A 21834-nucleotide genomic window follows, 5' to 3' on the forward strand; every position below is an offset into this window, starting at 1 on the left:
ATGGAACTGAACCCGGTCATCGAATGGGCGGCCGCGATCCTGATCGTGGTCGGCGCCTTCTTCCTGCTGGTGGGCGCCATCGGCATGGTGCGCCTGCCCGATTTCTACATGCGGCTGCACGCACCGACCAAGTCGTCCACGCTGGGCGTGGGGGGCGTGCTGCTGGCCTCGCTGGTGCTGGGGTGGGGGCAGGGGAGCCCGGGTGTGGCCGAGTTGCTGATCACGCTGTTCGTTTTCGTGAGCGCGCCGGTATCGGCGAACCTGCTGGCGCAGGCCGCGTTGCACCTGTCGCTGCCTTCGCGCGCGCCGCAGCCCGAGGGGCTGGTGCCGGAGCGGGCGTCGAAGCCGGGGCAAAGCCCAGCCCCGTGAGGTAGCGGTCCATCACCTGGGTGCCGACTTCGACCAGGTCGAAGTCACGGGTGTCCAGCAGCCAGTTGTCCAGCAGGCCGGTGAGGATGGCCTTGAGGCCCAGTGCCGCGGTCCGCGCGCCGACAGGGAGAGTGATGCGGGCTTCGGCCGCGGCGGTCTCGAATTCATGCGTCAGGTAGCCCAGGTATTCGTCGCGCCAGCGCAGCTTGCGTTCGCGCACCGCGAGCATTTCCCCGTTGTACTCGACCTGCTGCGTGGCGATTTCAAAGACGCGGCGGGCCTGTTCATCGGTGGCGGTCTTGTGCAGGGCGATCAGGACCGATGCCCGGATCTGTTGCAGCGGTGCCTCCACCGCCTGCGCGGCATAGGTTGATTGCTCCAGGGGCAGCGTCACCCGGTCCATCATGGCGTTGAACAGGTCGGCCTTGTCCTGGAAGTGCCAGTAGATGGCGCCGCGCGTGGTGCCGGCCGCGCTGGCAATGTCCTGCAGCGAGGTGCGCGAGACCCCGTTGGCCTGGAACAGCTGTTCGGCCGCATCCAGCAGGGCGGTGCGGGTGGCTTCGGCGTCGGCCTTGGTGCGTCGGACCATGGTGGCGTGTCGGTTTGATGAAATAACCCCGCGAATATACATACATTCGTGTCTGTATGTATACTGCGACCCCTCCGGCAACGCTGGCTTGCGCTTTGCGCAGCATGGCGTGTCCGTTCCGGTTCCGTCTTCATCCGCCGCTCATGAGGTTCTTCATGCCCGCTTCATCCCCTGTTTCTCTCACGCCGCCTGCGGCGCGCACATCTTCCGGCGCGCGCCTGCGCCAGACCTTCCTGCTGCTGCCGCTGGTGGCTGCGCTGGTCGCCTGCGGCAAGGCCGACGCGCCGCCCGCCGGTGGCGGCGCACCGGGCGGGGGCATGCCCGCGCCGGAGGTGGGCGTGGTGACCGTGCAGCCCGGTGATGTCGGCCTGCAGACCGAGCTGCCTGGCCGGCTGGAGGCCTCGCGCGTGGCGCAGGTGCGGGCCCGTGCGGCCGGCATCCTGCAGCAGCGCCTGTTCAAGGAAGGCAGCGATGTGAAGGCCGGTCAGGCGCTGTTCCGCATCGACGCCGCGCCGTACCAGGCCACGCTGCAGAGCGCGCAGGCCAGCCTGGCCCGTGCCCAGGCGAACCTGGCCAGCGCCACCGCGGTGGCCGAACGCTACAAGCCACTGGTGGCGGAGAACGCGATCAGCCAGCAGGAGTACACCAACGCCGTCGCAGCGCAAAAGGCCGCCGAGGCCGATGTGGCCGCCGCCAAGGCCGCGGTGCAGACCGCGGGCATCAACCTGAACTACGCCAGCGTGACGGCACCCATCTCCGGCCGCATCGGCCGCGCGCTGGTGACCGAGGGCGCTCTGGTGGGGCAGGGCGAGGCCACCGCGCTGGCGGTGATCCAGCAGGTCGATCCGCTGTACGTCAACTTCACCCAGTCGGCCACCGAGGCCATGCGGCTCAAGCGCGCCATGGAGGCGGGCCAGCTCAAGGGCGCGGGCCAGGGTGCCGCGGCGGTTGCGGTCGTGCTGGACGACGGCAGCGAGTACGCCAAGCCGGGCAAGCTGCTGTTCTCCGACCTGACCGTCGACGCGGCCACCGGTCAGGTGACGCTGCGCGCCGAGGTGCCCAATCCCGGCGGCCTGTTGCTGCCGGGCCTGTATGTGCGCGTGCGGCTGGAGCAGGCGGTGGCGGGCGACGCCATCACCCTGCCACAGCAGGCGGTGACGCGCACCGCGCAAGGCGACACGGTGTCGGTGGTCGGCGCGGACGGCAAGGTCGAGCAGCGCCCGGTCAAGGTGGGCGGCCAGCAGGGCGGCCGCTGGGTCGTGCTCGACGGCCTGAAGGCCGGCGAGCAGGTGATGGTCGACGGTTTCCAGAAGCTGCAGATGATGCCCCCGGGCACGCCGGTCAAGGCCGTGCCCTGGGCGCCGCCGGGCAGCCAGCCGGCGACTCAAGAAAAGCCCGCTGCGGAACCCGCCAAGTAAGGAGCGCCCGACATGGCGAAATTCTTCATCGAGCGCCCCATCTTCGCGTGGGTGATCGCGCTCTTCATCATGGTGGCGGGCGCGGTGTCCATCACCCAGCTGCCCATCGCGCAATACCCGCCGGTGGCGCCGCCGTCCATCGTCATCAACGCCACCTACCCGGGTGCGTCGGCCAAGACGCTGGAAGACAGCGTGCTCTCGGTCATTGAACAGGAGATGAACGGCTCGCCTGGCCTGATCTACATGGAAGCCGTGGCCCAGGCCAACGGCACCGGCAGCATCACGCTGAGCTTCGAGCCCGGCACCAACGCCGACCTGGCGCAGGTGGACGTGCAGAACCGCCTGTCGCGCGCCACGCCGCGCCTGCCGGCGGCCGTGACGCAACAGGGTGTGCGCGTCGACAAGTCGCGCAACAACTTCCTGCTGTTCGCGATCCTCACCAGCGACGACCCCGCTCTGGACCCGGTGGCCCTGGGCGACTACGCCTCGCGCAGCGTGGTGCCTGAAATCCAGCGCCTGCCGGGCGTGGGCCAGGCCCAGCTGTTCGGCACCGAACGCGCGATGCGCATCTGGATCGACCCGTCCAAGCTGCTGGGCTTCAACCTCAGCGCAGCCGACGTCACCAACGCCATCCGTGCCCAGAACGCCCAGGTCTCGGCCGGTGAAATCGGTGCGCTGCCCAACGTGGCGGGCCAGAGCATCGCGGCCACCGTGGTGGTCAACGGCCAGCTCGCCAGCGTCGAGCAATTTGGCAACATCGTGCTGCGCGCCAGCAGCGACGGCTCCACCGTGCGCCTGAAGGACGTGGCCCGCATCGAGCTCGGTGCCCAGGCCTACGCCACCTCGGCGCGCCTGAACGGCAAGCCCTCCACCGGCATCGGTGTGCAGCTGGCGCCCAGCGGCAACGCGCTGGCGACCGCGGAGGCCGTGCGTGCCCGCATGGCCGAGCTGGAGAAGTTCTTCCCCAAGGGCATGAGCTGGACGATTCCTTACGACAGCTCCAAGTTCGTGAAGATCTCCATTCAGGAAGTGGCCAAGACCCTGCTGGAAGCTGTGGCCCTGGTGTTCCTGGTGATGCTGGTGTTCCTGCAGAACTGGCGCTACACGTTGATTCCCACCGTGGTGGTGCCGGTGGCGCTGCTGGGCACCTTCGCCGCGCTGCTGACCATGGGCTTCTCGATCAACGTACTCACCATGTTCGGCATGGTGCTGGTGATCGGCATCGTGGTGGACGACGCCATCGTGGTGGTGGAGAACGTCGAGCGCATCATGAGCGAGGAGGGGCTGCCGCCGCTGGAAGCCACGCGCAAGGCCATGGGCCAGATCTCGGGCGCCATCATCGGCGTGACCGTGGTGCTGATCTCGGTGTTCGTGCCGCTGGCCTTCTTCAGTGGCTCGGTGGGCAACATCTACCGCCAGTTCGCGGCGGTGATGGGCGTGTCCATCGCCTTCTCCGCCTTCATGGCGCTGTCGCTCACGCCGGCGCTGTGCGCCACGCTGCTCAAGCCGGTGGAGGCCGGGCACCACCACGAGAAGAAGGGCTTCTTCGGCTGGTTCAACCGCACGTTCTCGCGCACCGCCAAGCGCTACGAAGCCGGTGTGTCGCGCCTGCTGCCGCGCGCGGGTCGCACCATGCTGATCTACGTGGCCATCGTGGCCGCGGTGGCGGTGATCTACCAGCGCCTGCCCAGCTCCTTCCTGCCCGGTGAGGACCAGGGCAACCTGCTCGTCAATGTGCAGCTGCCGCCAGGCGCCACACAGGAGCGCACGCTGGAAGTGATGAAGCAGGTCGAGGGTTTCATGCTGCAGCAGCCGGAGGTGCAGAGCATGGTCGGCGTGCTGGGCTTCAGCTTCTCGGGCCAGGGCCAGAACGCGGCGCTCGCCTTCGTGACGCTCAAGGACTGGGCCGAGCGCACGGCGCCGGGCAGCGACGCGCAGTCCATCGCCGGCCGGGCCTTCGGTGCGCTCTCGGGCATCCGGGACGCCTTCGTCTTCCCGCTGAGCCCGCCGCCCATTCCGGAGCTGGGCGCGTCGTCGGGCTTCAGCTTCCGCCTGCAGGACCGCGCCGGCCTGGGACGCGATGCGCTGGTCGCTGCGCGCAACCAGATGCTGGGCATGGCCTCGCAGAGCAAGCTGCTGACCCAGGTGCGTCCGGACGGTCTGGAAGACGCGCCTCAGCTGCAGATCGACATCGACCGCGACCGCGCCAACGCGCTGGGAGTGGGCTTTGACAGCGTCAGCGCCGCCATCGGCACCGCGCTGGGCTCCAGCTATGTCAACGACTTCCCCAACGCCGGGCGCCTGCAGCGCGTGGTGGTGCAGGCCGATGCCACGGCCCGCATGCAGCCCGAAGACCTGCTGCGCATCAACGTGCTCAACAACAAGGGGCAGGCGGTGCCGCTGTCGGCCTTTGCCAGCACCCGGTGGATCACCGGCCCGATGCAGACTGTGCGCTACAACGGCTACCCCGCGATGCGCATCAGCGGCAGCGCCGCGCCGGGCGTGAGCACCGGCCAGGCCATGGCCGAGATGGAGGCGCTGGCGGCGAAATTGCCGCAGGGCTTCGGTTTCGAATGGACCGGCCAGTCGCGCGAGGAAAAGCTCGCCGGCTCGCAGGCCATGATCCTCTACGCCTTCGCCATCCTGGCCGTGTTCCTCTGCCTGGCCGCGCTGTACGAAAGCTGGTCGATCCCGATGGCCGTGATCCTGGTGGTGCCGCTGGGCGTGCTCGGCGTGCTGCTGGCGACGCTGCTGCGCGGCTACGCCAACGATGTCTACTTCCAGGTGGGGCTGATCACCATCATCGGCCTGTCGGCCAAGAACGCGATCCTGATCATCGAGTTCGCCAAGGACATGCAGGCCCAGGGCCACAACGTGATCCAGGCCGCGCTGGCGGCGGCGCACATGCGCTTCCGCCCGATCGTGATGACCTCCATGGCCTTCACCCTGGGCGTGCTGCCGCTGTTCCTGGCCAGCGGTGCCGGCTCGGCCAGCCAGCGCGCCATCGGCACCGGCGTGATCGGCGGCATGCTGACCGGCACCGTGCTGGCGGTGGTCTTCGTTCCAATCTTTTTCGTGCTGGTGCGCACATTCTTCAAGGACAGCGAGCGCCAGCAGCGCCTGCACGAGGCCGAGGCCCAACACCATGGGGTACACCATGTCTGACACCCGTTTCTTTTCCATGGGCGCGCTGGCGGCGGCGGCCCTGATCGCCGGCTGCTCGATGACGCCCACGCTGGAGCGCCCCGCGGCCCCCGTCCCGGCCACCTTCCCGGGTCAACCGGCCTCCGTCACCGCCAGCGGCCCGGTGCAGGCCTGGGAGAGCTTCATCACCGACGCCCGCCTGCGCGAGCTGGTGGCGCTGGCCCTGAAGAACAACCGAGACCTGCGCGTGGCGACGCTGAACATCGAGCAGGTGCGTGCGCAGTACCAGGTGCGCCGCGCCGACCAGGTGCCGACGGTCAACGCCACGGTGGCCGGCAACCGCCAGCCCACCGCCAGCGGCGACATCAGCAGCACCTACACGGCGGGCCTGGCCATGGCCAGCTGGGAGCTGGACTTCTTCGGCCGCGTGGCCAGCCTGAAGGACGCCGCGCTGGCGCAGTTCCTCGCCAGCGAGGAAGCGCGGCGCGCGGTGCAGACCAGCCTGGTTGCCTCGGTGGCCAGCAGCTGGCTGAGCCTGCAGACCGACGAGGCCCTGCTGGCGCTGACCCAGCGCACGCTGGCCACCCGCGACGACTCGCTGCGGCTGACCAAGCTGCGCTTTGACAACGGCGCCGCGTCGGCGCTGGACCTGCGTCAGGCGGAGTCCCTGACCGCGGCAGCGCGTGCCACGCTGGCGCAGCAGCGCCGCACCATCGCGCAGGACCTGAACGCCCTGACCCTGCTGGTGGGACAGGAGGTGCCGGTCAATCTGCTGCCTGGCGCCGGCGGCGTGGCGCCGTTCCAGCCGGTGCCCGAAGGCCTGCCCTCGGAGCTGCTGACCCGCCGCGCCGACATCCGGCAGGCCGAACAGCAGATGGTCGCTGCCAACGCCAACATCGGCGCCGCCCGTGCGGCCTTCTTCCCGCGCATCTCGCTGACGGCCAGCGTCGGCACGGTCAGCAACGAGCTCTCGGGCCTGTTCAAGGACGGGTCCTGGGGCTTCTCGCTGGCGCCACAGGCGCTGCTGCCGATCTTCGACATGGGGCGCAACCAGGCGAACCTGGACTCGGCCAAGGCCGCGCGCGACATCGCCGTTGCCCAGTACGAGAAGGCGATCCAGGTGGCCTTCCGCGAAGTCGCCGACGCGCTTGCGGGCCGCGCCACGCTGGGCGAGCAGCTGGCCGCGCAGGAGGCCCAGGCCGGGGCCGAGGCCGACCGTTTCCGGTTGGCCGAACTGCGCTATCGCAACGGCGTGGCGAGCTACCTCGACGTGCTGGACGCCCAGCGCTCGCTGTTCACCACCCAGCAGGCGCTGGCGCAGACCCGGCTGGCTCAGCAGCAGAACCAGGTCGCGCTGTATAAGGCTCTGGGCGGGGGCTATTGATCAGGCATCCGGCGCGAAGTGCCCGATCCAGCACCCACCGCGGAACCGGCTCTGCCGGGCCGCAGGTGGGGTCCCCCTGGGGGGAAGCCGCGCAGCGGCGCAGGGGGGGCTTTTTCTTCAGATCTTCAAATCGTAAAACCTGACGATGTGGTCCCAGGCCGACTGCGGATCATCGACCAGCTTGAACAGGTTCAGGTCCTCGGGCGAGATCGTGCCTTCCTCCACGAGGACCTCCAGGTTCAGCAGGCGCTTCCAGTAGTCGCTGCCGAACAGCACGATGGGCACCGGCTTGGCCTTCTTGCACTGCACCAGGGTGATCACCTCGAACAGCTCGTCCAGCGTGCCGAAGCCGCCGGGGAAGGCCACCAGCGCCTTGGCGCGCATCATGAAGTGCATCTTGCGCAAAGCGAAGTAGTGGAACTTGAAACTCAGCTCGGGTGAGATGAAGCGGTTGCCCGACTGCTCGTGCGGCAGCGAGATGTTCAGGCCCACATTGAGCGCACCCTCGTCGTGCGCCCCGCGGTTGGCCGCTTCCATGATGCCCGGGCCACCGCCGGTGCAGATGAACAGCTGGTCGAGCCGAGCGCAGCCGCGGCTGTAGCGCGCCACGATGCGCGCGAACTCCCGGGCCTTGTCGTAGTAGTGGGCGTTGCGCAGCAGCGCCTCGGCCTTGCGGATGCTCTCGGCATCACCCCCCTGGATGGCCAGCTCCAGGTTGGCCCGGGCCTCCTCGGGCTCGCGAAAGCGCGCGCTGCCGAACACCACGATGGTGTTCTCGATGCCCAGTTGCTGCTGCGCGAGGTCGGGCTTGAGCATTTCCAGCTGGAAACGGATGCCGCGGGTTTCGCGCCGCAGCAGGAACTCGGGGTCGGCAAAGGCCAGCCGGTACGCGTCCGCCTGCAGGGCGTTGCCGCTGTTGGAATGGGCCTGCAGGTCGGCCCAGGCGTCGGCGATGCGCTGTTCGCTCAGGTGTTGGGTGTTTTCCATGGAGGGTCCTCGGTGATGGAAGAAACGGTTCAGAGCCCGATGGCCAGCGCCAGTGGCACGAAGACCACTGCCAGAGCGTTGCCGAGCATGATCATGGCAGCGACCTTGTCGGGCTCCTGGTGGTAGCGTTCGGCCAGCATGAACTGCATCACGGCCGGGGGCAGGGCGGCGAAGAGCAGCAGCTGTCCGCGCGCCGCACCTTCCAGCCCCAGGGTCCAGGCAAGAGGGATGCCGATGGCCAGGCCCAGCAAGGGGCGGGCCAGGGCGCCCAGCAGGCCCAGCGCCAGGCCGGCGCGGGTGAGCGAGGTCAGCCGCACGCCCAGGGCGAACAGCATCATGGGCAGCATCGCGTCGCCCAGCAGCTTCAGGCCTCCCAGCAGCACGTCGGGCGGACGCAGGTCGAAGAGGGCGCTGGCAAAACCGAGCACGGTGGCGACCATCAGCGGGCTGGTCAGCAGGTCGCGGGTGCGGGCCGAGGCGCTGGTGATGCGCGCGCCGAGCGAGAAGTGGAACAGGTTGCTCACCGAGAACAGCGCGACCGCCGCGCCGAAGTGCGCCGGGCCGAAGGCCAGCAGGGCCAGCGGCAGGCCCATGTTGCCGCAGTTGTTGAACATCACCACCGGCACCAGGGTGCGCGGCTGGGCACCGGACAGCCGCGCCAGCGGCCAGGCCAGCAGGCCGCTGCCCAGGATCAGGACCGCGCCGCCGATCAGCAGCGGCACATGGTCGGCCAGGCGGAATTCCTTGGCCGCCAGCGCCGAGTACACCAGCACCGGCGCGAGCACGTCCAGTGCGATGCGGTTGAAGGTGGACAGGTCGGGCGGCCGGCGGCGCGCGTAGCCGTAGCCGATCGCCACGATCAGGAAGACCGGGATGATGACGTCGGCGATGCGGGAGAGGAGGTCCATGCGTGGGAAAAACAAAAGGCTCCCGAAGGAGCCTTGATTGTGTCGGAGAGAGCCGTGGGCGCTTACACGCGCTTGCGGTATTCGCCGGTGCGGGTGTCGATTTCGATCTTGTCGCCCTGTTCCACGAACAGCGGCACGGCGATTTCGAAGCCGGTGGCGATCTTGGCGGGCTTGAGCACCTTGCCGGACGTGTCGCCCTTGACGGCGGGTTCGGTCCAGGTGATCTCGCGCACGATGCTGGTGGGCAGTTCGACGGAGATGGCCTTGCCTTCGTAGAACACCACTTCAACGGCCATGCCGTCTTCCAGGTAGTTCAGGGCGTCGCCCATGTTCTCGGCTTCCACTTCGTACTGGTTGTACTCGGTGTCCATGCAGACGTACATCGGGTCGGCGAAGTAGGAGTAGGTGCACTCCTTCTTGTCCAGGATGATCTGGTCCATCTTGTCGTCGGCCTTGAAGACGACTTCGGTGCCGATGTTGCCCAGCAGGCCCTTGAGCTTCATGCGGACGGTGGCGGCGCCGCGGCCGCCGCGGGCGTACTCGGTGCGCAGGACGATCATGGGGTCCTTGCCGTGCATGATCACGTTGCCGGCGCGGATTTCTTGGGCGATTTTCATAAGGGTTCCAACAGGTTGGGCCGCAGTTTCCTTCGCGGCGACGCTTCTAGCAAAGCCTTGAATTTTAACGCTTTTCGGCAACGAAGCCGAGCAACTGGCTGATCAGGTCCGGCTGGGCCAGCAGGCGCTGGCGCGCGGCCAGGGCGCAGGCCTGCCAGCCGCTCACCACGTCCCAGCCCGGCCAGACCGTGGCCGGGGCCGTGAGACCGTTCCAGGCCCGGTGAAAATCGCGCAGCGAAGCGGGCGCCTCCAGCCAGTCCAGGAAGGCCTCGAGCTTGGCGTGGTGGGCGTTGTCGTGCTGCGGGTAGATGTGCCAGACAAAGGGCTTGCCCGCCCACAGCGCGCGCACCACGGAGTCTTCGCCGCGCACGAAATTCAGGTCGCAGGACCAGAGCAGGTGGTCGTAGTCGTGCTGGGTGAGGCGGGGCACGGCGTGCAGCCGGGCCTGTCCGGTGTCCAGACCCCGGCTGCGCTCGGCCGCGACGGCGTCGGCTGCGCGGCCGGCGGTGACCAGCCAGTCGCTGGGCTCCCGCGCGCCCGCCTCCTGCAGCACGGCGCGCAGCGCAGGCGGCTCGTAGCAGAACAGGCTGGCGCGCGGCTGCCGGCCGGCCGGCAGCCCGTGCGACACCAGCCAGGCGGGCGCGTCGAACGCCGCCTGTCGTGCGGCCAGGTCCGATTCGCGCAGCAGGCCGCCGGTGCGCGGCGTGAAACCCGGGTAGAAGAACCACTTGGTCAGGCCCTGCAGTGGCCCGGTCATGAGGGGCGAGGGCAGGCGGTGGCAGCGCTCGACATAGCTCTCGGCGCTCATGTATTCCAGGTTCAGCCAGACCGGCGCCGCAGCGCCCTGTCGCACACGGACGGCCAGCTCATCCAGGCATTCCTGCGCCGGATCACAACCGAACGCCTCGATCCACACGTCGGCGGCGGCGACGGCGGGGGAGGCCGGCAGCGGTTTTGTCCAGTGGATCACTTCGACCCCGGGCACCTGGCCCTGCCGGGCGCCGGGCACCATCCAGTCCAGGTCGTCGGGCACATCGATCCACAGGCGCACGTGTTGGTGGCGCGCCGCCAGACCGGCGCACAGCCGCCAGCACACGCCGATGTCGCCCAGGTTGTCGATGACCCGGCAGAAGATGTCCCATTGCATGTGCCGATTGTCCATGGCCGCGGATTCACAATACGCTCCATGTCCAGCCCCGCACCCGACACACCGCATTCCGAACAACTGCTGGCCGAAGTGGCGGCCCTGCCTGGCCTGCCGGGGGTGTACCGGTATTTCGATGCCCAGGATCAGTTGCTTTACGTGGGCAAGGCGCGCAATCTGAAGAAGCGCGTCAGCAGCTACTTCCAGAAGAACCACGACGGCACCCGCATCGGCCACATGGTCAGCCGCATCGTGCGCATGGAGACCACGGTGGTGCGCACCGAAGCCGAGGCGCTGCTGCTGGAAAACAACCTGATCAAGACGCTGAATCCCAAGTTCAACATCCTGTTCCGGGACGACAAGAGCTACCCCTATCTCAAGATCACCGGCACGCGCGAGACCTTCCGGACCGCCGGCACCAAACCCCTGCCCATGCTCGCGTTCCCGCGCATGGCCTACTACCGCGGCGTGGTCGACCGGCGGCACAGCTACTACGGCCCGTACCCCAGCGCCTGGGCGGTGAAGGAGACCATCACGCTGCTGCAGAAGGTGTTCCGCCTGCGCACCTGCGAGGACACGGTGTTCGCCAACCGCACGCGTCCCTGCCTGCTCTACCAGATCAAGCGCTGCACCGGCCCTTGCGCAGACCTGATCGACACCGAGGCCTACGGGCGGGACGTTGCCGACGCCGAGCGCTTCCTGCGCGGCGAGACCCAGGAGGTGCTCGACGCGCTGCAGGCGCGCATGATGGCCCATGCCGAGAAGCTGGAGTTCGAGCAGGCGGCCGAGATCCGCAACCAGATGGGTGCGCTCTCGCGCGTGCTGCAGCAGCAGGCGATGGACAACCTCTCGGACAAGGACGTCGACGTGCTGGCGGTGAAGGTGCTGGGCGGGCGGGCCTGCGTGAACCTGGCCATGGTGCGCGGCGGCCGGCACCTGGGCGACCGGCCATATTTCCCGGCCCACGTGGAGGACGCGAACCAGATCGACGAGGCGCTTGAGTCCGAAGCCGATTCACCGTCCGCCGCCGACCCGATGGAGCGGGTGCATGTGCGGGTGCTGGAGGCCTTCATCGCCCAGCATTACCTCGGGGCGGCGCTGCCGCACACCCTGGTCACGAGCCATCCCGTGAGCCGCACGCTGATGGAGGCCCTGACCGAGCAGAACGGGGCCAGGGTGCACGCGGTGCACCAGCCGCGCGAACACCGCCGGGCCTGGCTGGACATGGCCCAGAAGAACGCCGAGATTGCGCTGGCGCGCCTGCTGGCCGAAGAAGGCTCGCAGCAGGCGCGCACGCGCGCACTGGCCGAGGCGCTGGGGCTGCCCGACGACAACCTCGACGAGTTGCGCATCGAGTGTTTCGACATCTCCCATACCGCGGGCGAATCGACCCAGGCCTCCTGCGTGGTGTTCGAGGCGCACAAGATGCAGAACAGCCAGTACCGCCGCTACAACATCGAGGGCATCACGCCCGGCGACGATTTCGCGGCCATGCGCCAGGTGCTGCTGCGGCGCTACGGCAAGATCGCCGAGGCGCTGCGGGCCGAGCAGGGCATGGCGCCGGAGGCGCAGGCCGGTGCGGTGGAGGTTCCGGCGAATGCGGCGGACACGCCGGAGCCCGCGGCCGAGGTGGCGGGCGAGGCGCCCAAGGGCCCGCGCATGCCCGACCTGGTGCTGGTCGACGGCGGCAAGGGCCAGGTCAGCATGGCGCGCGAGGTGTTCCAGCAACTGGGTCTGGATCTCTCGCTGATCGTCGGGGTCGAGAAGGGCGAGGGCCGCAAGGTTGGTCTGGAGGAGCTGGTGTTTGCCGACGGGCGCGAGAAGGTCTATCTGGGCCACGACTCGGCCGCACTGATGCTGGTGGCACAGATCCGCGACGAGGCACACCGTTTCGCGATCACCGGCATGCGGGCGCAGCGCGCCAAGGTGCGCACCGGGGGCAGCAGGCTGGAAGACATCCCGGGCGTCGGTCCCAAGAAGCGGGCGCGTCTGCTGCAGCGCTTTGGCGGAGTGCGCGGCGTCGCCGCCGCCAGTGTGGAGGACCTGAGCACCGTCGATGGCATTTCGGCCGAACTGGCCGACGCGATCTACCGGGCGCTGCACTGAGCACCGGACCGGCTCATTTGCTGGTGAACAGAAAGCTGCCGTCCCACTCCGCGAGGGGCGGCTGCTCGGCGTAGCGGCGGCAGCGGGCCAGCAGCACACGCGACGGCGGGTCTTCCGGGTGGCACTCCAGCAGCGCCATCGCCGCGCCGAAATCGCGCCGCTGGTAATGGGCAAACGCCGCCTCGTAGTCGGTGACCACGGCCAGCCGATCCGGCGCCACCGCCCCCCGGCGACCCAGCAGCTCGTACACCCTGATCGGGCGGCTCCTGCCGTAGGCCACCAGCTGGTCCACCAGCCGGGTCACGAACTGGGCGTGCACCCGCTGCTGCGTGTGCTCGGACAGCAGGATCGAGGTGCCATAGAACTTGTTGGTCGCTTCCAGTCGGCTGACCAGGTTCACCTGGTCGCCGATCACGGTGTAGCTCATGCGGTCGCTGGAGCCGATGTTGCCCACGATGGCGTCGCCGGTGTTGATGCCGATGCGCGTCCTGAAGGCCACACGACCGCCTTGCCTCTCCCAGCCCAGGTTGAGCCGGGCCACGGCCTCCTGCACCGCCAGGGCCGCATCACAGGCGCGCTGCGGATGGTCGGCCACGGGTTCGGGCGCGTTCCAGAAGGCGAGCACCGCGTCGCCGATGTACTGGTCGACGGTCGCGCCTTCGCGCAGCAGACTGCCGGACACGGCGGTCAGGTAGTCGCCCAGGTGGTGCACCAGTTCGTCCGGCGGCAGGCGCTCGCTGAGGGTGGTGAAGCCTTCGACATCGGACATGAAGAAGGTCATCTCCTGCTGCGTGCCGCCCAACTCGGCGTCGACCCCCCGTGCGATCAGCCGGCGCACCAGCTCCGCCGGCACATACCTCTGGAACGAACGCAGGCCCGAGCGCATGCTCTCGAGCTGCTCCACCATGCGGTTGATTTCGATCACCCGTGAGCGGATGGGCGGGGTACTCTCCAGATCGAACTGGCGCACCTTGCGCATGTCGGACTCCAGCCGCGACAGGGGGCGGCGGATGCGGTGTGCCATCCAGTAGGCCACCGGCATCAGCAGCAGCGCAAGCAGGGCGCAGGCGCCCCAGAGTGCGTACTGGTAGCGCCGCTCCTGCTGAAGGATGCGGTCTGCCGACATGTCCAGTCCGAGCACCGCCTCCAGGCGCCCGTCGGGCAGGTACAGCGGCGCATAGGCCGACATCCAGGTGCCCCAGGCGTCGGTGTAGAAGCGCTGCGTCACAAAGGACTTGGTCGCCCCCCTCGGGGCTGCCAGGGCGGCCCGGAGTTCAGGACTCACGTCGGCGTACACGTCGCCCAGCGCACTGAAGTCCTCGGGCTTTTCTTCGGCGTCCACGACGAAGACCACCTGGCCATCCGGCCGCTGGCGGGTGGTGTAGATGAAGCGGATGTGGGTGCCGCGGTCCCTGATCTCGCGCAGGTGGTCGCGCATCGCCCGGTAGTCCGGGGTGTCCTGGTCCCTCGGGGCCTGCAAACGTTGATGGGCCTGGACGTCGATCTGCGTGGCGGCGACGGCCGCCAGATCGGCCATGCGCAGGCGGAACTCGTCCCGCACGAAGTCGCCCACCAGCGTCGCCGTGGCGGCGCCGATGACCAGGCTCACCAGCAGCGTGATGCCGGTGAACGCCGCGACGAGCGTGAACCGCAAGGTGAAGGTGCCCACGCTCCGAGGCACCGGGGGTACAGGGGGAGGGGGCGACATGGACGGCCAGTGTACAAAACCGCCCCCATAATCTCGGCCATGTTCTTCAACCTTCCCACCCTGCTGACCTGGGCGCGCATCGTCGCCATTCCCCTGATCATCGGTGTGTTTTATCTGGAAGGCGTGAGTCCGGCGCAGCAGAACCTCATCGCGACGGTGATGTTCATCGTGTTCGCCGCCACCGACTGGGCCGACGGCTATCTGGCCCGCAGGCTGAACCAGACCTCGGCCTTCGGCGCCTTCCTCGATCCGGTGGCCGACAAGTTCCTGGTCTGCGCCTGCCTGCTGGTGCTGGTGCACCTGGAGCGGGCGGACGTGTTCGTGGCCCTGATCATCATCGGCCGCGAAATCGCCATCTCGTCGCTGCGCGAGTGGATGGCCATCATCGGAGCCACCAAGAGCGTGGCGGTGCACATGATCGGCAAGGTCAAGACCACGGTGCAAATGATCGCGATCCCGTTCCTGCTGTTCCACGGCACGCTGTTCGGAGTGATCGACACCCGCGTCTGGGGCACCTGGCTGATCTGGATTTCCGCGGTGCTGACCGTGTGGTCCATGGTGTACTACCTGCAGAAGGCGCTGCCCGAGATCCGCGCCCGTTCGCACTGATGAGCGCCGGCCACAACGCATGGCTCAGGGCCATGCCCTGGGTGTTCGTGCTGATCTGGAGCACCGGCTTCATCGTCGCCCGCTACGGCATGCCGCACGCGCCACCGATGTCCTTCCTGGCGGTTCGCTACGCGCTGTCGATCCTCTGTTTCCTGCCCTGGATCGTGCTGGCGGGAGTGAGGTGGCCGTCCGACCGCCGGCAGGCCTTTCATCTGGCTGTCACCGGCGTGCTCATGCACGCGGGTTACCTGGGCGGCGTCTGGGCCGCGGTCAAGGCCGGCATGGGCTCGGGCCTGTCCTCGCTGATCGTGGGCATCCAGCCGGTGCTCACCGCCATCTGGCTCACCAGCGTGGGTGGGCACCACGTGTCCAGGCGCCAGTGGCTGGGGCTGCTGCTGGGGTTTGCCGGGCTGGTGCTGGTGGTCTCGCGCAAGTTCGGCGCCGGTGGTCCGGGCGACTCGGCCAACTGGCTGAACCTCGCCTACGCGGTGATGGCGCTGTTCGCGATCACCGCGGGCACGCTCTACCAGAAGCGCTTTGTCCAGCCCTGCGATGTGCGCACCGCCAACACCGTGCAGCTGGCGGCGGCCCTGGTGGTGACGCTGCCGCTGGCACTGCTGGAGAGCGAGGCGATGCGCTGGAACGCGGAACTCGCGGGCGCCATGGCGTGGTCGGTGCTGGGCCTGACACTGGGGGGCAGCTCGCTGCTGTACATGCTGATCCAGCGCGGTGCGGCGGCGTCGGTGACCAGCCTTATGTACCTGGTGCCACCCTGCACCGCGCTGATCGCGTGGGTGCTGTTCGCCGAGCCCATCACGGCGACGACGATTGCGGGCACCGCACTCACCGCTTTCGGCGTGAGCCTGGTGGTGCGGCCAGCGCGCTGACGGGGCGGGTGACTGCATGGCGCCAGGGCTCGTCCCGGAAGCGCTCGGCCAGGAAGTCCACCAGCAAACGGATGCGGCGCGGCACCTGCGCCCGGTAGGGAGCGATCCAGTGAATGTCCGCATCGGGCATGCTCCATTCGCCCAGCACCCGCACCAGCTCGCCGCGCTCCAGCAGCGGCGCCACGTCCCACAGGCTGCGCAGCATGATGCCGTGGCCCGCCAGGCACCAGTCGCGGACCAGCTCGCCGGAGTTGCTCGACAGCGGACCCCGCACCGGTGTGTGGGTCCAGGATTGCATCCCGGTCCGCTGCAATCGCCAGTGGTCGAACCGAAGCTCGGCGCCGCCGCCGTTTTCTCTCACCGCCAGGCAGTCGTGTGAGGCCAGTTCGTCCAGCGAACCGGGATCGCCCTTGCGGCGCAGATAGGCCGGCGACGCGACCAGAACGCGCTGGTTGGTGGCCAGCCGCCGCGAGACCCACTCGCCCGCGCGCTGGGCGGGCGCGTTCCACAGCCAGATCGCCCCGTCCAGCCCCTCGACCGCGAGGTCGGGCAACTGTTCGGTCAGCTGCACCTGCACGGTCACCCGGGGGTACAGCGCCTGGAAGGAGGCAAGCGCCGGTCCCAGCCAGATGCGACCAAAGCCGAAGGTCGCCGCGAGCCGGACCGGCCCCGATGGCTCGGCCTGGCGCTCGCGCAACTCCGCCTCGGCCGACTCAAAGGCGCGCAGCAGCTCCTGCGCTCGCTCACACAAGGTGTCGCCGTCGGCGGTCGGGCTCACTCGACGGGTGGTGCGCTGGAACAGCCGGGTGCCCAGCCGGGTCTCCAGCGCAGCCAGTCGTTTGGTCACCACCGACGGTGCCAGCTTGAGTGCGCGGGCGGCGGTGACCAGGCTGCCGTGGCGGCGGACAGCGAGCACCAGCTCCAGGTCGGGACGGTCCAATTCTTTCCTTCATGGAAATAATGAATGGACGAATTATTGTCCGGAGACACCGTAAGCTTTGACCCATAGTCCATCCACTGGAGTTCTCCATGTCACCTGTTCATCGCATCGCTGTCATCGCCGGAGACGGTATCGGTACCGAGGTCATGCCCGAGGGCCTGCGCGTCCTTGAGGCGGCCGCAACGAAGTTCGGCATCGGCCTACATTTCGATCACTTCGATTTTTCCAGCTGCGACTACTTCGAGCGCCACGGCAAGATGCTGCCGGACGACTGGAAGGACCAGATCGGCGGCCACGACGCCATCTATTTCGGTGCCGTCGGCTGGCCTGAGAAGGTGCCGGACCACATCTCGCTCTGGGGCTCGCTGCTGATGTTCCGTCGCGAATTTGACCAGTACGTCAATGTGCGCCCGGCGCGGCTGATGCCCGGGGTGCGGGCGCCGGTGGTGCGGCGAGACGGCAGCCCGCGCGAACCGGGTGAGATCGACATGGTGATCGTGCGTGAAAACACCGAGGGCGAGTACAGCAGCATCGGCGGCCGCATGTACGCCGGCACCGAGCGCGAGATCGTGGTCCAGGAGACCGTGATGTCGCGTCATGGTGTGGACCGCGTGCTGCGCCACGCGTTTGAACTGGCGCGCTCGCGACCGAAGAAGCACCTGACCAGCGCGACCAAGTCCAACGGCATCGCCATCACCATGCCGTACTGGGACGAGCGGGTCGAAGCCATGGCGCGCGAGTATCCGGATGTGAAAGTGGACAAGTTCCACATCGACATCCTGACCGCGCACTTCGTGCAGCGTCCGGATTTCTTCGATGTGGTGGTGGGCAGCAACCTGTTCGGCGACATCCTCTCCGACCTCGGGCCCGCGTGCACCGGCACCATCGGCATCGCACCGAGCGCCAACCTCAACCCCACGCGCCAGCACCCCTCGCTGTTCGAGCCGGTGCACGGGTCGGCGCCCGACATCGCGGGGCAGGGCATTGCCAACCCGATCGGCCAGATCTGGTGCGGCGCCATGATGCTGGACTTCCTGGGGCACCGCGATGCCCACGATGCGATCCTGCGCTCCATCGAAGAGTGCCTGGCGCCCGGCAGCGGTGCCCCGCGCACACGCGACCTCGGAGGACAGGCCGGCACCACGGATCTTGGCAAGGCGATTGCTGCCCGTGTGCAGACCCGTTGAGCGGGGTCCAAGCCCGTGGTCTTCGTCACGCGCGCGCCGCTGACAGCCCTGGAAACCGCATAGAATCTCGCGGTTCTGGCGTTCGTTGGGGGTTTCGATTGCCTCTGTATTGACAGTGCAGCAGGCCCGTGGGTCTAATGAAGAGGCGCATGTACGGCGGTTCTTCCGCACCAATGCGATCCGTGACCCAACCAGAAATCGCAGGCAGTGGCGTCCGGTGCCTCACCATCACGCACACGCCTGATGAGACGAACTTTCATTTCTTATAGAGGGGCTATTTGTGAACAAAACAGAACTCGTCGAGCACATCGCCAAGCACGCCGACATCTCCAAGGCTGCGGCCACCCGCGCACTGGATTCCACCATCACCGCCATCCGCACCACCCTCAAAAAAGGTGGCACGGTCTCCCTGGTGGGGTTCGGTTCCTTCGCCGTGACCAAACGTCCTGCTCGCAAGGGTCGCAATCCCCGCACTGGCGCTGAGATTAAAATCAAGGCCGCCAAGGTTCCGAAGTTCCGTCCGGGCAAGGCCCTCAAGGATGCTCTGAACTGAGCACCCGAGGTACCCGGTGGGGTGCTTAGCTCAGTCGGTAGAGCGGCGCCCTTACAAGGCGTAGGTCGGCGGTTCGACCCCGTCAGCACCCACCACCATCAAGAAGGCGAACTCGGGTTCGCCTTTTTTGTTGTCGACATTCAGGTGTCGGCGTTTGTTTGAAGTAGCAGGATTCCAGGCATGTTCGATTCCATCCGCAATCACAAGAAGTACCTCATGGGCTTCCTGCTGATCCTGATCATTCCGTCTTTCGTGCTGTTCGGTGTTCAGGGGTTCACCAGCTTCAATCAGCGTGGCGAGGTGGTGGCGACGGTGGATGGGCACGACATCCGCAAGAGCGAATGGGACGAGGCGCACCGCAACGAGGCGCAGCGTCTGCGCGAGCAGATGCCCAACCTCGACGCCAAACTGCTCGACAGCGATGCCGCCCGCTATGCCACGCTGGAGCGCCTGGTGCGCGATCGCGTGCTGGCCGCCGCCGTTCAGAAGGACCACCTCTACACCAGCGACCAGCGCCTGGCGCGCGCCCTGCAGGAAGACCCCGGCATCGCAGCCCTGCGCAAACCCGATGGTTCGCTGGATGTGGAGCGCTACGCGCAAATGGTGGCGCGCCAGGGCCTGACGCCCGAGGGCTTCGAAGCCCGCATCCGTTCCGACCTGTCCATGCGCCAGGTGCTGGGTAGTGTGCAGTCCACCGGGTTCGCACCTACGTCCGTGGCCCAGGTGTCGCTCAACGCATTCTTCGAGCGCCGCGAAGTGCGGGTGCTGGCGCTGGCGGCTAAGGACTTCGCGTCCAAAGTGGCGCCCACCGATGCCGACATCGAGCAGTTCTACAAGGACAACCAGGCGCTGTTCCAGGCGCCGGAACAGATCGATGTCGAGTACCTGGTGCTGGATGCCGCCGAGATCGCCAAGGGTCTGACCCTCAACGAGGAAGATCTGCGCGCCTACTACAAGGAGAACGTGGCCAAGCTCTCCGGTGACGAAGAGCGGCGCGCCAGTCACATCCTGCTGAATGCGGCGGCCGGCGCCCCCGCAGAAGAGCGAGAGAAGGTCAAGGCCAAGGCGCAGGCCCTGTTGGAGCAGGTGCGCAAGGCGCCTGAGACCTTTGCCGCGGTGGCCAAGGCCAACTCGGAGGACACAGGTTCCGCTTCCAAGGGTGGTGACCTGGAGTTCTTCGGCCGTGGTGCGATGGTCAAACCGTTCGAGGACGTGGTCTTCTCGCTCAAGAAGGGTGAGATCTCCGACCTGGTGGAAACCGAGTTCGGCTACCACATCATCCAGCTCACCGACATCAAGGCCCCACAGCAGAAGACCTTCGAAGAGATGCGTCCGCAGATCGAGGCCGACCTGAAGAAGCAGCAGGCGCAAAAACGTTTCGCCGAGAGCGCGGACAGCTTCGGCAACATGGTTTACGAGCAGGCGGAGAGCCTCAAGCCCGCCGCGGACCAGTTCAAGCTCCAGATCAAGACCGCCAAGGGCTTGACACGGCAGCCGGTGCAGGGCGCCGGCGTGCTCGCCAACGAGCGTTTGCTGACCGCGCTGTTCGCGCCCGACTCCCTGCAGAACAAGCGGAACACCGAGGCGATCGAAACAGCCTCCGGGCAGATGACTGCGGCGCGGGTGGTGAACCACGCGCCGGCCCGCACGCTGCCGCTGGCCGAGGTGCGCGAGACGGTGCGTGGCCGCCTGATCGCCCAGCGCTCGGCCCAGCTGGCGAAAGAAGAGGGTGCCCGCAAGCTGGAGGCGCTCAAGTCGGGGCGCGACATCAGCGCCATGCCGGCCTCGGTGGTGGTCTCTCGCGACAACCCGCAGGGTGTGTCTGGTCAGGTGCTGAGGGCTGCGCTCAGCGCCGATCCCAAGCAGTTGCCAGCCTGGGCCGGTGTGGACCTGGGCGAGCAGGGCTATGCGGTGGTGAAGGTGGAGAAAGTGCTGCCGCGCGCCACGCCCTCTGCCCAGAACCAGGAAATCCAGCAATACGCCCAGTGGTGGAATACCGCCGAGGCCCAGGCGCATTACGAACTGCTCAAGCAACGGTTCAAGGTCAAGATCCTCGTATCCGAGCCCAAACAATAAAGGTTCACGCTATAATGGCGGGCTTGCGGTGGCTGTAGCTCAGTTGGTAGAGTCCAGGATTGTGATTCCTGTTGTCGTGGGTTCGAGTCCCATCAGCCACCCCAAAAAATCCTGATCAAAGCCCGGCAACCGCCGGGCTTTGTCGTTTCTGGCTCCTGGCGGGTCGGTTGGTCAGTTCACCATCACGAGTTTGCCCTTGACAGATCGCGAACCCATGATGGCGTAGGCTCTGTGCAGGTCCTTCATCGGCAGTGTCTGGTCGATCACCGGTTTGATCTGGCCTTTGAGGTACATCGCGGCCAGGGTCTGCATCATCTGGGCGTTGGCCTTGGGCTCGCGTTTGGCGAAGTCGCCCCAGAACACACCCACGATGCTGGCGCCCTTGAGCAGCGACAGGTTCAGCGGCAGGCTCGGGATGGGGCCGCTGGCAAAACCAACCACCAGATAGCGGCCGCGCCAGGCGATGGAGCGGAACGCGGGTTCGGCGAAATCGCCGCCGACCGGGTCATAGATGACGTCGGGGCCTTTGCCGCCGGTCAGTCGCTTGATTTCGTCGCGCAGGGTGGTCTGCGGGGTGTGCACGCTGTAGTTGATGGTTTCGTCGGCCCCCAGCTGCTTGCACAGGGCGCATTTGTCTTCGCTTGATGCGGCGGCGATCACGCGCGCGCCGGCCGCCTTGGCCAACTGGATCGCGGCCGTGCCGACGCCCCCGGCCGCACCCAGCACCAGCACCGTCTCGCCCGGCTGGAGCTGGGCACGGTCCACCAGCGCGTGCTGCGAGGTGGCGTAAATCATGATGAAGGCTGCGGCATCGACCGGCGGAAAGCCGGGTGGCAACGGCATGCACAAGGCGGCGGGCGCGAGCGTGTGGGTCCCGAAGCCCCCCGTGCCGCTCAGGCAGGCGACGTTCTGGCCCACTTGCAGATGAGACACGCCGTCACCGACCGCGCGAATCACCCCCGCGTACTCCGAGCCGGGTACGAAAGGCAGTGGTGGCTTCATCTGGTACTTGTTCTGCACGATCAGCAGATCCGGGAAATTCAGGCTGGCCGCCTGGATTTCGATCAGCACCTCGCCCGCTCCGGGTTGGGGTGTGGGCAGTTCTTTCCAGGTGAGGGCTTCCACGCCCACGGGGTTTTCGCATAGCCAGGCTTGCATTGGTCGTCTCCGGTGTTGTCAGGGTCGACGCATGATAGGCAGGGCTGCCG

The 21834-nt window shown here is 67.5% G+C and carries 17 protein-coding genes, 2 tRNA genes and 1 pseudogene; 12 read left to right on the forward strand and 8 right to left on the reverse strand.

Annotated features, from left to right (window positions below):
* Entirely contained in the window at positions 1-369 is a 369-nt protein-coding gene (locus RCO38_RS06610) for a Na+/H+ antiporter subunit G (RefSeq protein WP_374694518.1), read from the forward strand.
* A 52-nt stretch (positions 370-421) separates the two neighbouring features.
* On the opposite strand, the pseudogene RCO38_RS06615 reads toward RCO38_RS06610, so the two are convergent.
* Positions 422-1000 (reverse strand): annotated as a pseudogene (locus tag RCO38_RS06615) (TetR family transcriptional regulator); the annotation flags it as partial.
* Between the two features lie 113 nt (positions 1001-1113).
* Here RCO38_RS06615 and RCO38_RS06620 point away from each other — a divergent pair.
* Genes RCO38_RS06620 through RCO38_RS06630 form a run of 3 tightly spaced genes read left to right on the forward strand, consistent with a single transcriptional unit; the run spans position 1114 to position 6904 of the window.
* Complete coding sequence (locus RCO38_RS06620) at positions 1114-2376, forward strand: efflux RND transporter periplasmic adaptor subunit (protein ID WP_308327526.1); 1263 nt, start codon at positions 1114-1116, stop codon at positions 2374-2376.
* A 12-nt stretch (positions 2377-2388) separates the two neighbouring features.
* Positions 2389-5541 (forward strand): efflux RND transporter permease subunit, encoded by a 3153-nt coding sequence (locus tag RCO38_RS06625; protein WP_308327527.1) that lies wholly within the window; start codon positions 2389-2391, stop codon positions 5539-5541.
* Entirely contained in the window at positions 5534-6904 is a 1371-nt protein-coding gene (locus tag RCO38_RS06630; protein ID WP_308327528.1) for an efflux transporter outer membrane subunit, read from the forward strand. Before RCO38_RS06625 ends, RCO38_RS06630 begins: the two co-directional genes overlap by 8 nt.
* 117 nt (positions 6905-7021) lie before the next feature.
* Here RCO38_RS06630 and RCO38_RS06635 read toward each other — a convergent pair whose 3' ends face one another.
* The 4 genes from RCO38_RS06635 to earP form a co-directional block, all read right to left on the reverse strand.
* Positions 7022-7891: an LOG family protein gene (locus RCO38_RS06635; RefSeq protein WP_308327529.1), complete on the reverse strand. Its 870-nt coding sequence runs from the start codon at positions 7889-7891 to the stop codon at positions 7022-7024.
* Positions 7892-7920: 29 nt separating this feature from the next.
* Positions 7921-8799: an AEC family transporter gene (locus RCO38_RS06640; protein ID WP_308327530.1), complete on the reverse strand. Its 879-nt coding sequence runs from the start codon at positions 8797-8799 to the stop codon at positions 7921-7923.
* 62 nt (positions 8800-8861) lie between these two features.
* A complete protein-coding gene (gene efp, locus RCO38_RS06645) occupies positions 8862-9416 on the reverse strand; it encodes an elongation factor P (protein ID WP_079366071.1) in 555 nt (184 codons plus the stop codon).
* A 64-nt stretch (positions 9417-9480) separates the two neighbouring features.
* Positions 9481-10563, reverse strand: coding sequence for an elongation factor P maturation arginine rhamnosyltransferase EarP (gene earP, locus RCO38_RS06650; protein WP_308327531.1), 1083 nt, complete (start codon positions 10561-10563; stop codon positions 9481-9483).
* Positions 10564-10602: 39 nt separating this feature from the next.
* Here earP and uvrC point away from each other — a divergent pair, with 39 nt between their 5' ends.
* Entirely contained in the window at positions 10603-12666 is a 2064-nt protein-coding gene (gene uvrC, locus RCO38_RS06655; protein ID WP_308327532.1) for an excinuclease ABC subunit UvrC, read from the forward strand.
* A 13-nt stretch (positions 12667-12679) separates the two neighbouring features.
* Here the strand turns inward: uvrC and RCO38_RS06660 are convergent, their stop codons facing one another.
* On the reverse strand, positions 12680-14374 hold the full coding sequence (locus RCO38_RS06660) for an adenylate/guanylate cyclase domain-containing protein (RefSeq protein WP_308327533.1): 1695 nt from the start codon (positions 14372-14374) through the stop codon (positions 12680-12682).
* A 39-nt stretch (positions 14375-14413) separates the two neighbouring features.
* On the opposite strand from RCO38_RS06660, the gene pgsA reads away from it, so the two are divergent.
* Both pgsA and RCO38_RS06670 read left to right on the forward strand, forming a co-directional pair.
* Complete coding sequence (gene pgsA, locus RCO38_RS06665) at positions 14414-14983, forward strand: CDP-diacylglycerol--glycerol-3-phosphate 3-phosphatidyltransferase (protein ID WP_308327534.1); 570 nt, start codon at positions 14414-14416, stop codon at positions 14981-14983.
* Positions 14983-15870, forward strand: a complete 888-nt coding sequence (locus RCO38_RS06670; RefSeq protein ID WP_308327535.1) for a DMT family transporter — start codon at positions 14983-14985, stop codon at positions 15868-15870. The genes pgsA and RCO38_RS06670 overlap by 1 nt, the downstream gene beginning before the upstream one ends.
* Here the strand turns inward: RCO38_RS06670 and RCO38_RS06675 are convergent.
* Positions 15827-16810 (reverse strand): LysR family transcriptional regulator, encoded by a 984-nt coding sequence (locus RCO38_RS06675; protein ID WP_308327536.1) that lies wholly within the window; start codon positions 16808-16810, stop codon positions 15827-15829. The two genes, RCO38_RS06670 and RCO38_RS06675, sit on opposite strands and share 44 nt — an antisense overlap.
* Positions 16811-16899: 89 nt before the next feature.
* Between RCO38_RS06675 and RCO38_RS06680 the strand changes: the two genes are divergently transcribed.
* The 5 genes from RCO38_RS06680 (at position 16900) to RCO38_RS06700 (ending at position 20730) form a co-directional block, all read left to right on the forward strand.
* Positions 16900-17997, forward strand: a complete 1098-nt coding sequence (locus RCO38_RS06680; RefSeq protein WP_308327537.1) for a tartrate dehydrogenase — start codon at positions 16900-16902, stop codon at positions 17995-17997.
* 280 nt (positions 17998-18277) lie between these two features.
* The gene (locus RCO38_RS06685) at positions 18278-18550 is read left to right on the forward strand and encodes an HU family DNA-binding protein (RefSeq protein ID WP_066158910.1); all 273 of its coding nucleotides are present in this window, start codon (positions 18278-18280) and stop codon (positions 18548-18550) included.
* A gap of 19 nt (positions 18551-18569) precedes the next feature.
* Positions 18570-18645 (forward strand) — tRNA-Val (locus tag RCO38_RS06690).
* An 85-nt stretch (positions 18646-18730) separates the two neighbouring features.
* Positions 18731-20626, forward strand: a complete 1896-nt coding sequence (locus tag RCO38_RS06695) for a SurA N-terminal domain-containing protein (protein WP_308327538.1) — start codon at positions 18731-18733, stop codon at positions 20624-20626.
* A gap of 28 nt (positions 20627-20654) precedes the next feature.
* Positions 20655-20730, forward strand: a tRNA-His gene (locus RCO38_RS06700).
* 67 nt (positions 20731-20797) lie between these two features.
* Here RCO38_RS06700 and RCO38_RS06705 read toward each other — a convergent pair.
* On the reverse strand, positions 20798-21784 hold the full coding sequence (locus RCO38_RS06705; protein WP_308327539.1) for an NADPH:quinone oxidoreductase family protein: 987 nt from the start codon (positions 21782-21784) through the stop codon (positions 20798-20800).
* Between the last annotated feature and the right edge of the window lie 50 nt (positions 21785-21834).

Source organism: Hydrogenophaga pseudoflava, from assembly GCF_031020795.1.
GTDB lineage: Bacteria > Pseudomonadota > Gammaproteobacteria > Burkholderiales > Burkholderiaceae_C > Hydrogenophaga > Hydrogenophaga pseudoflava_A.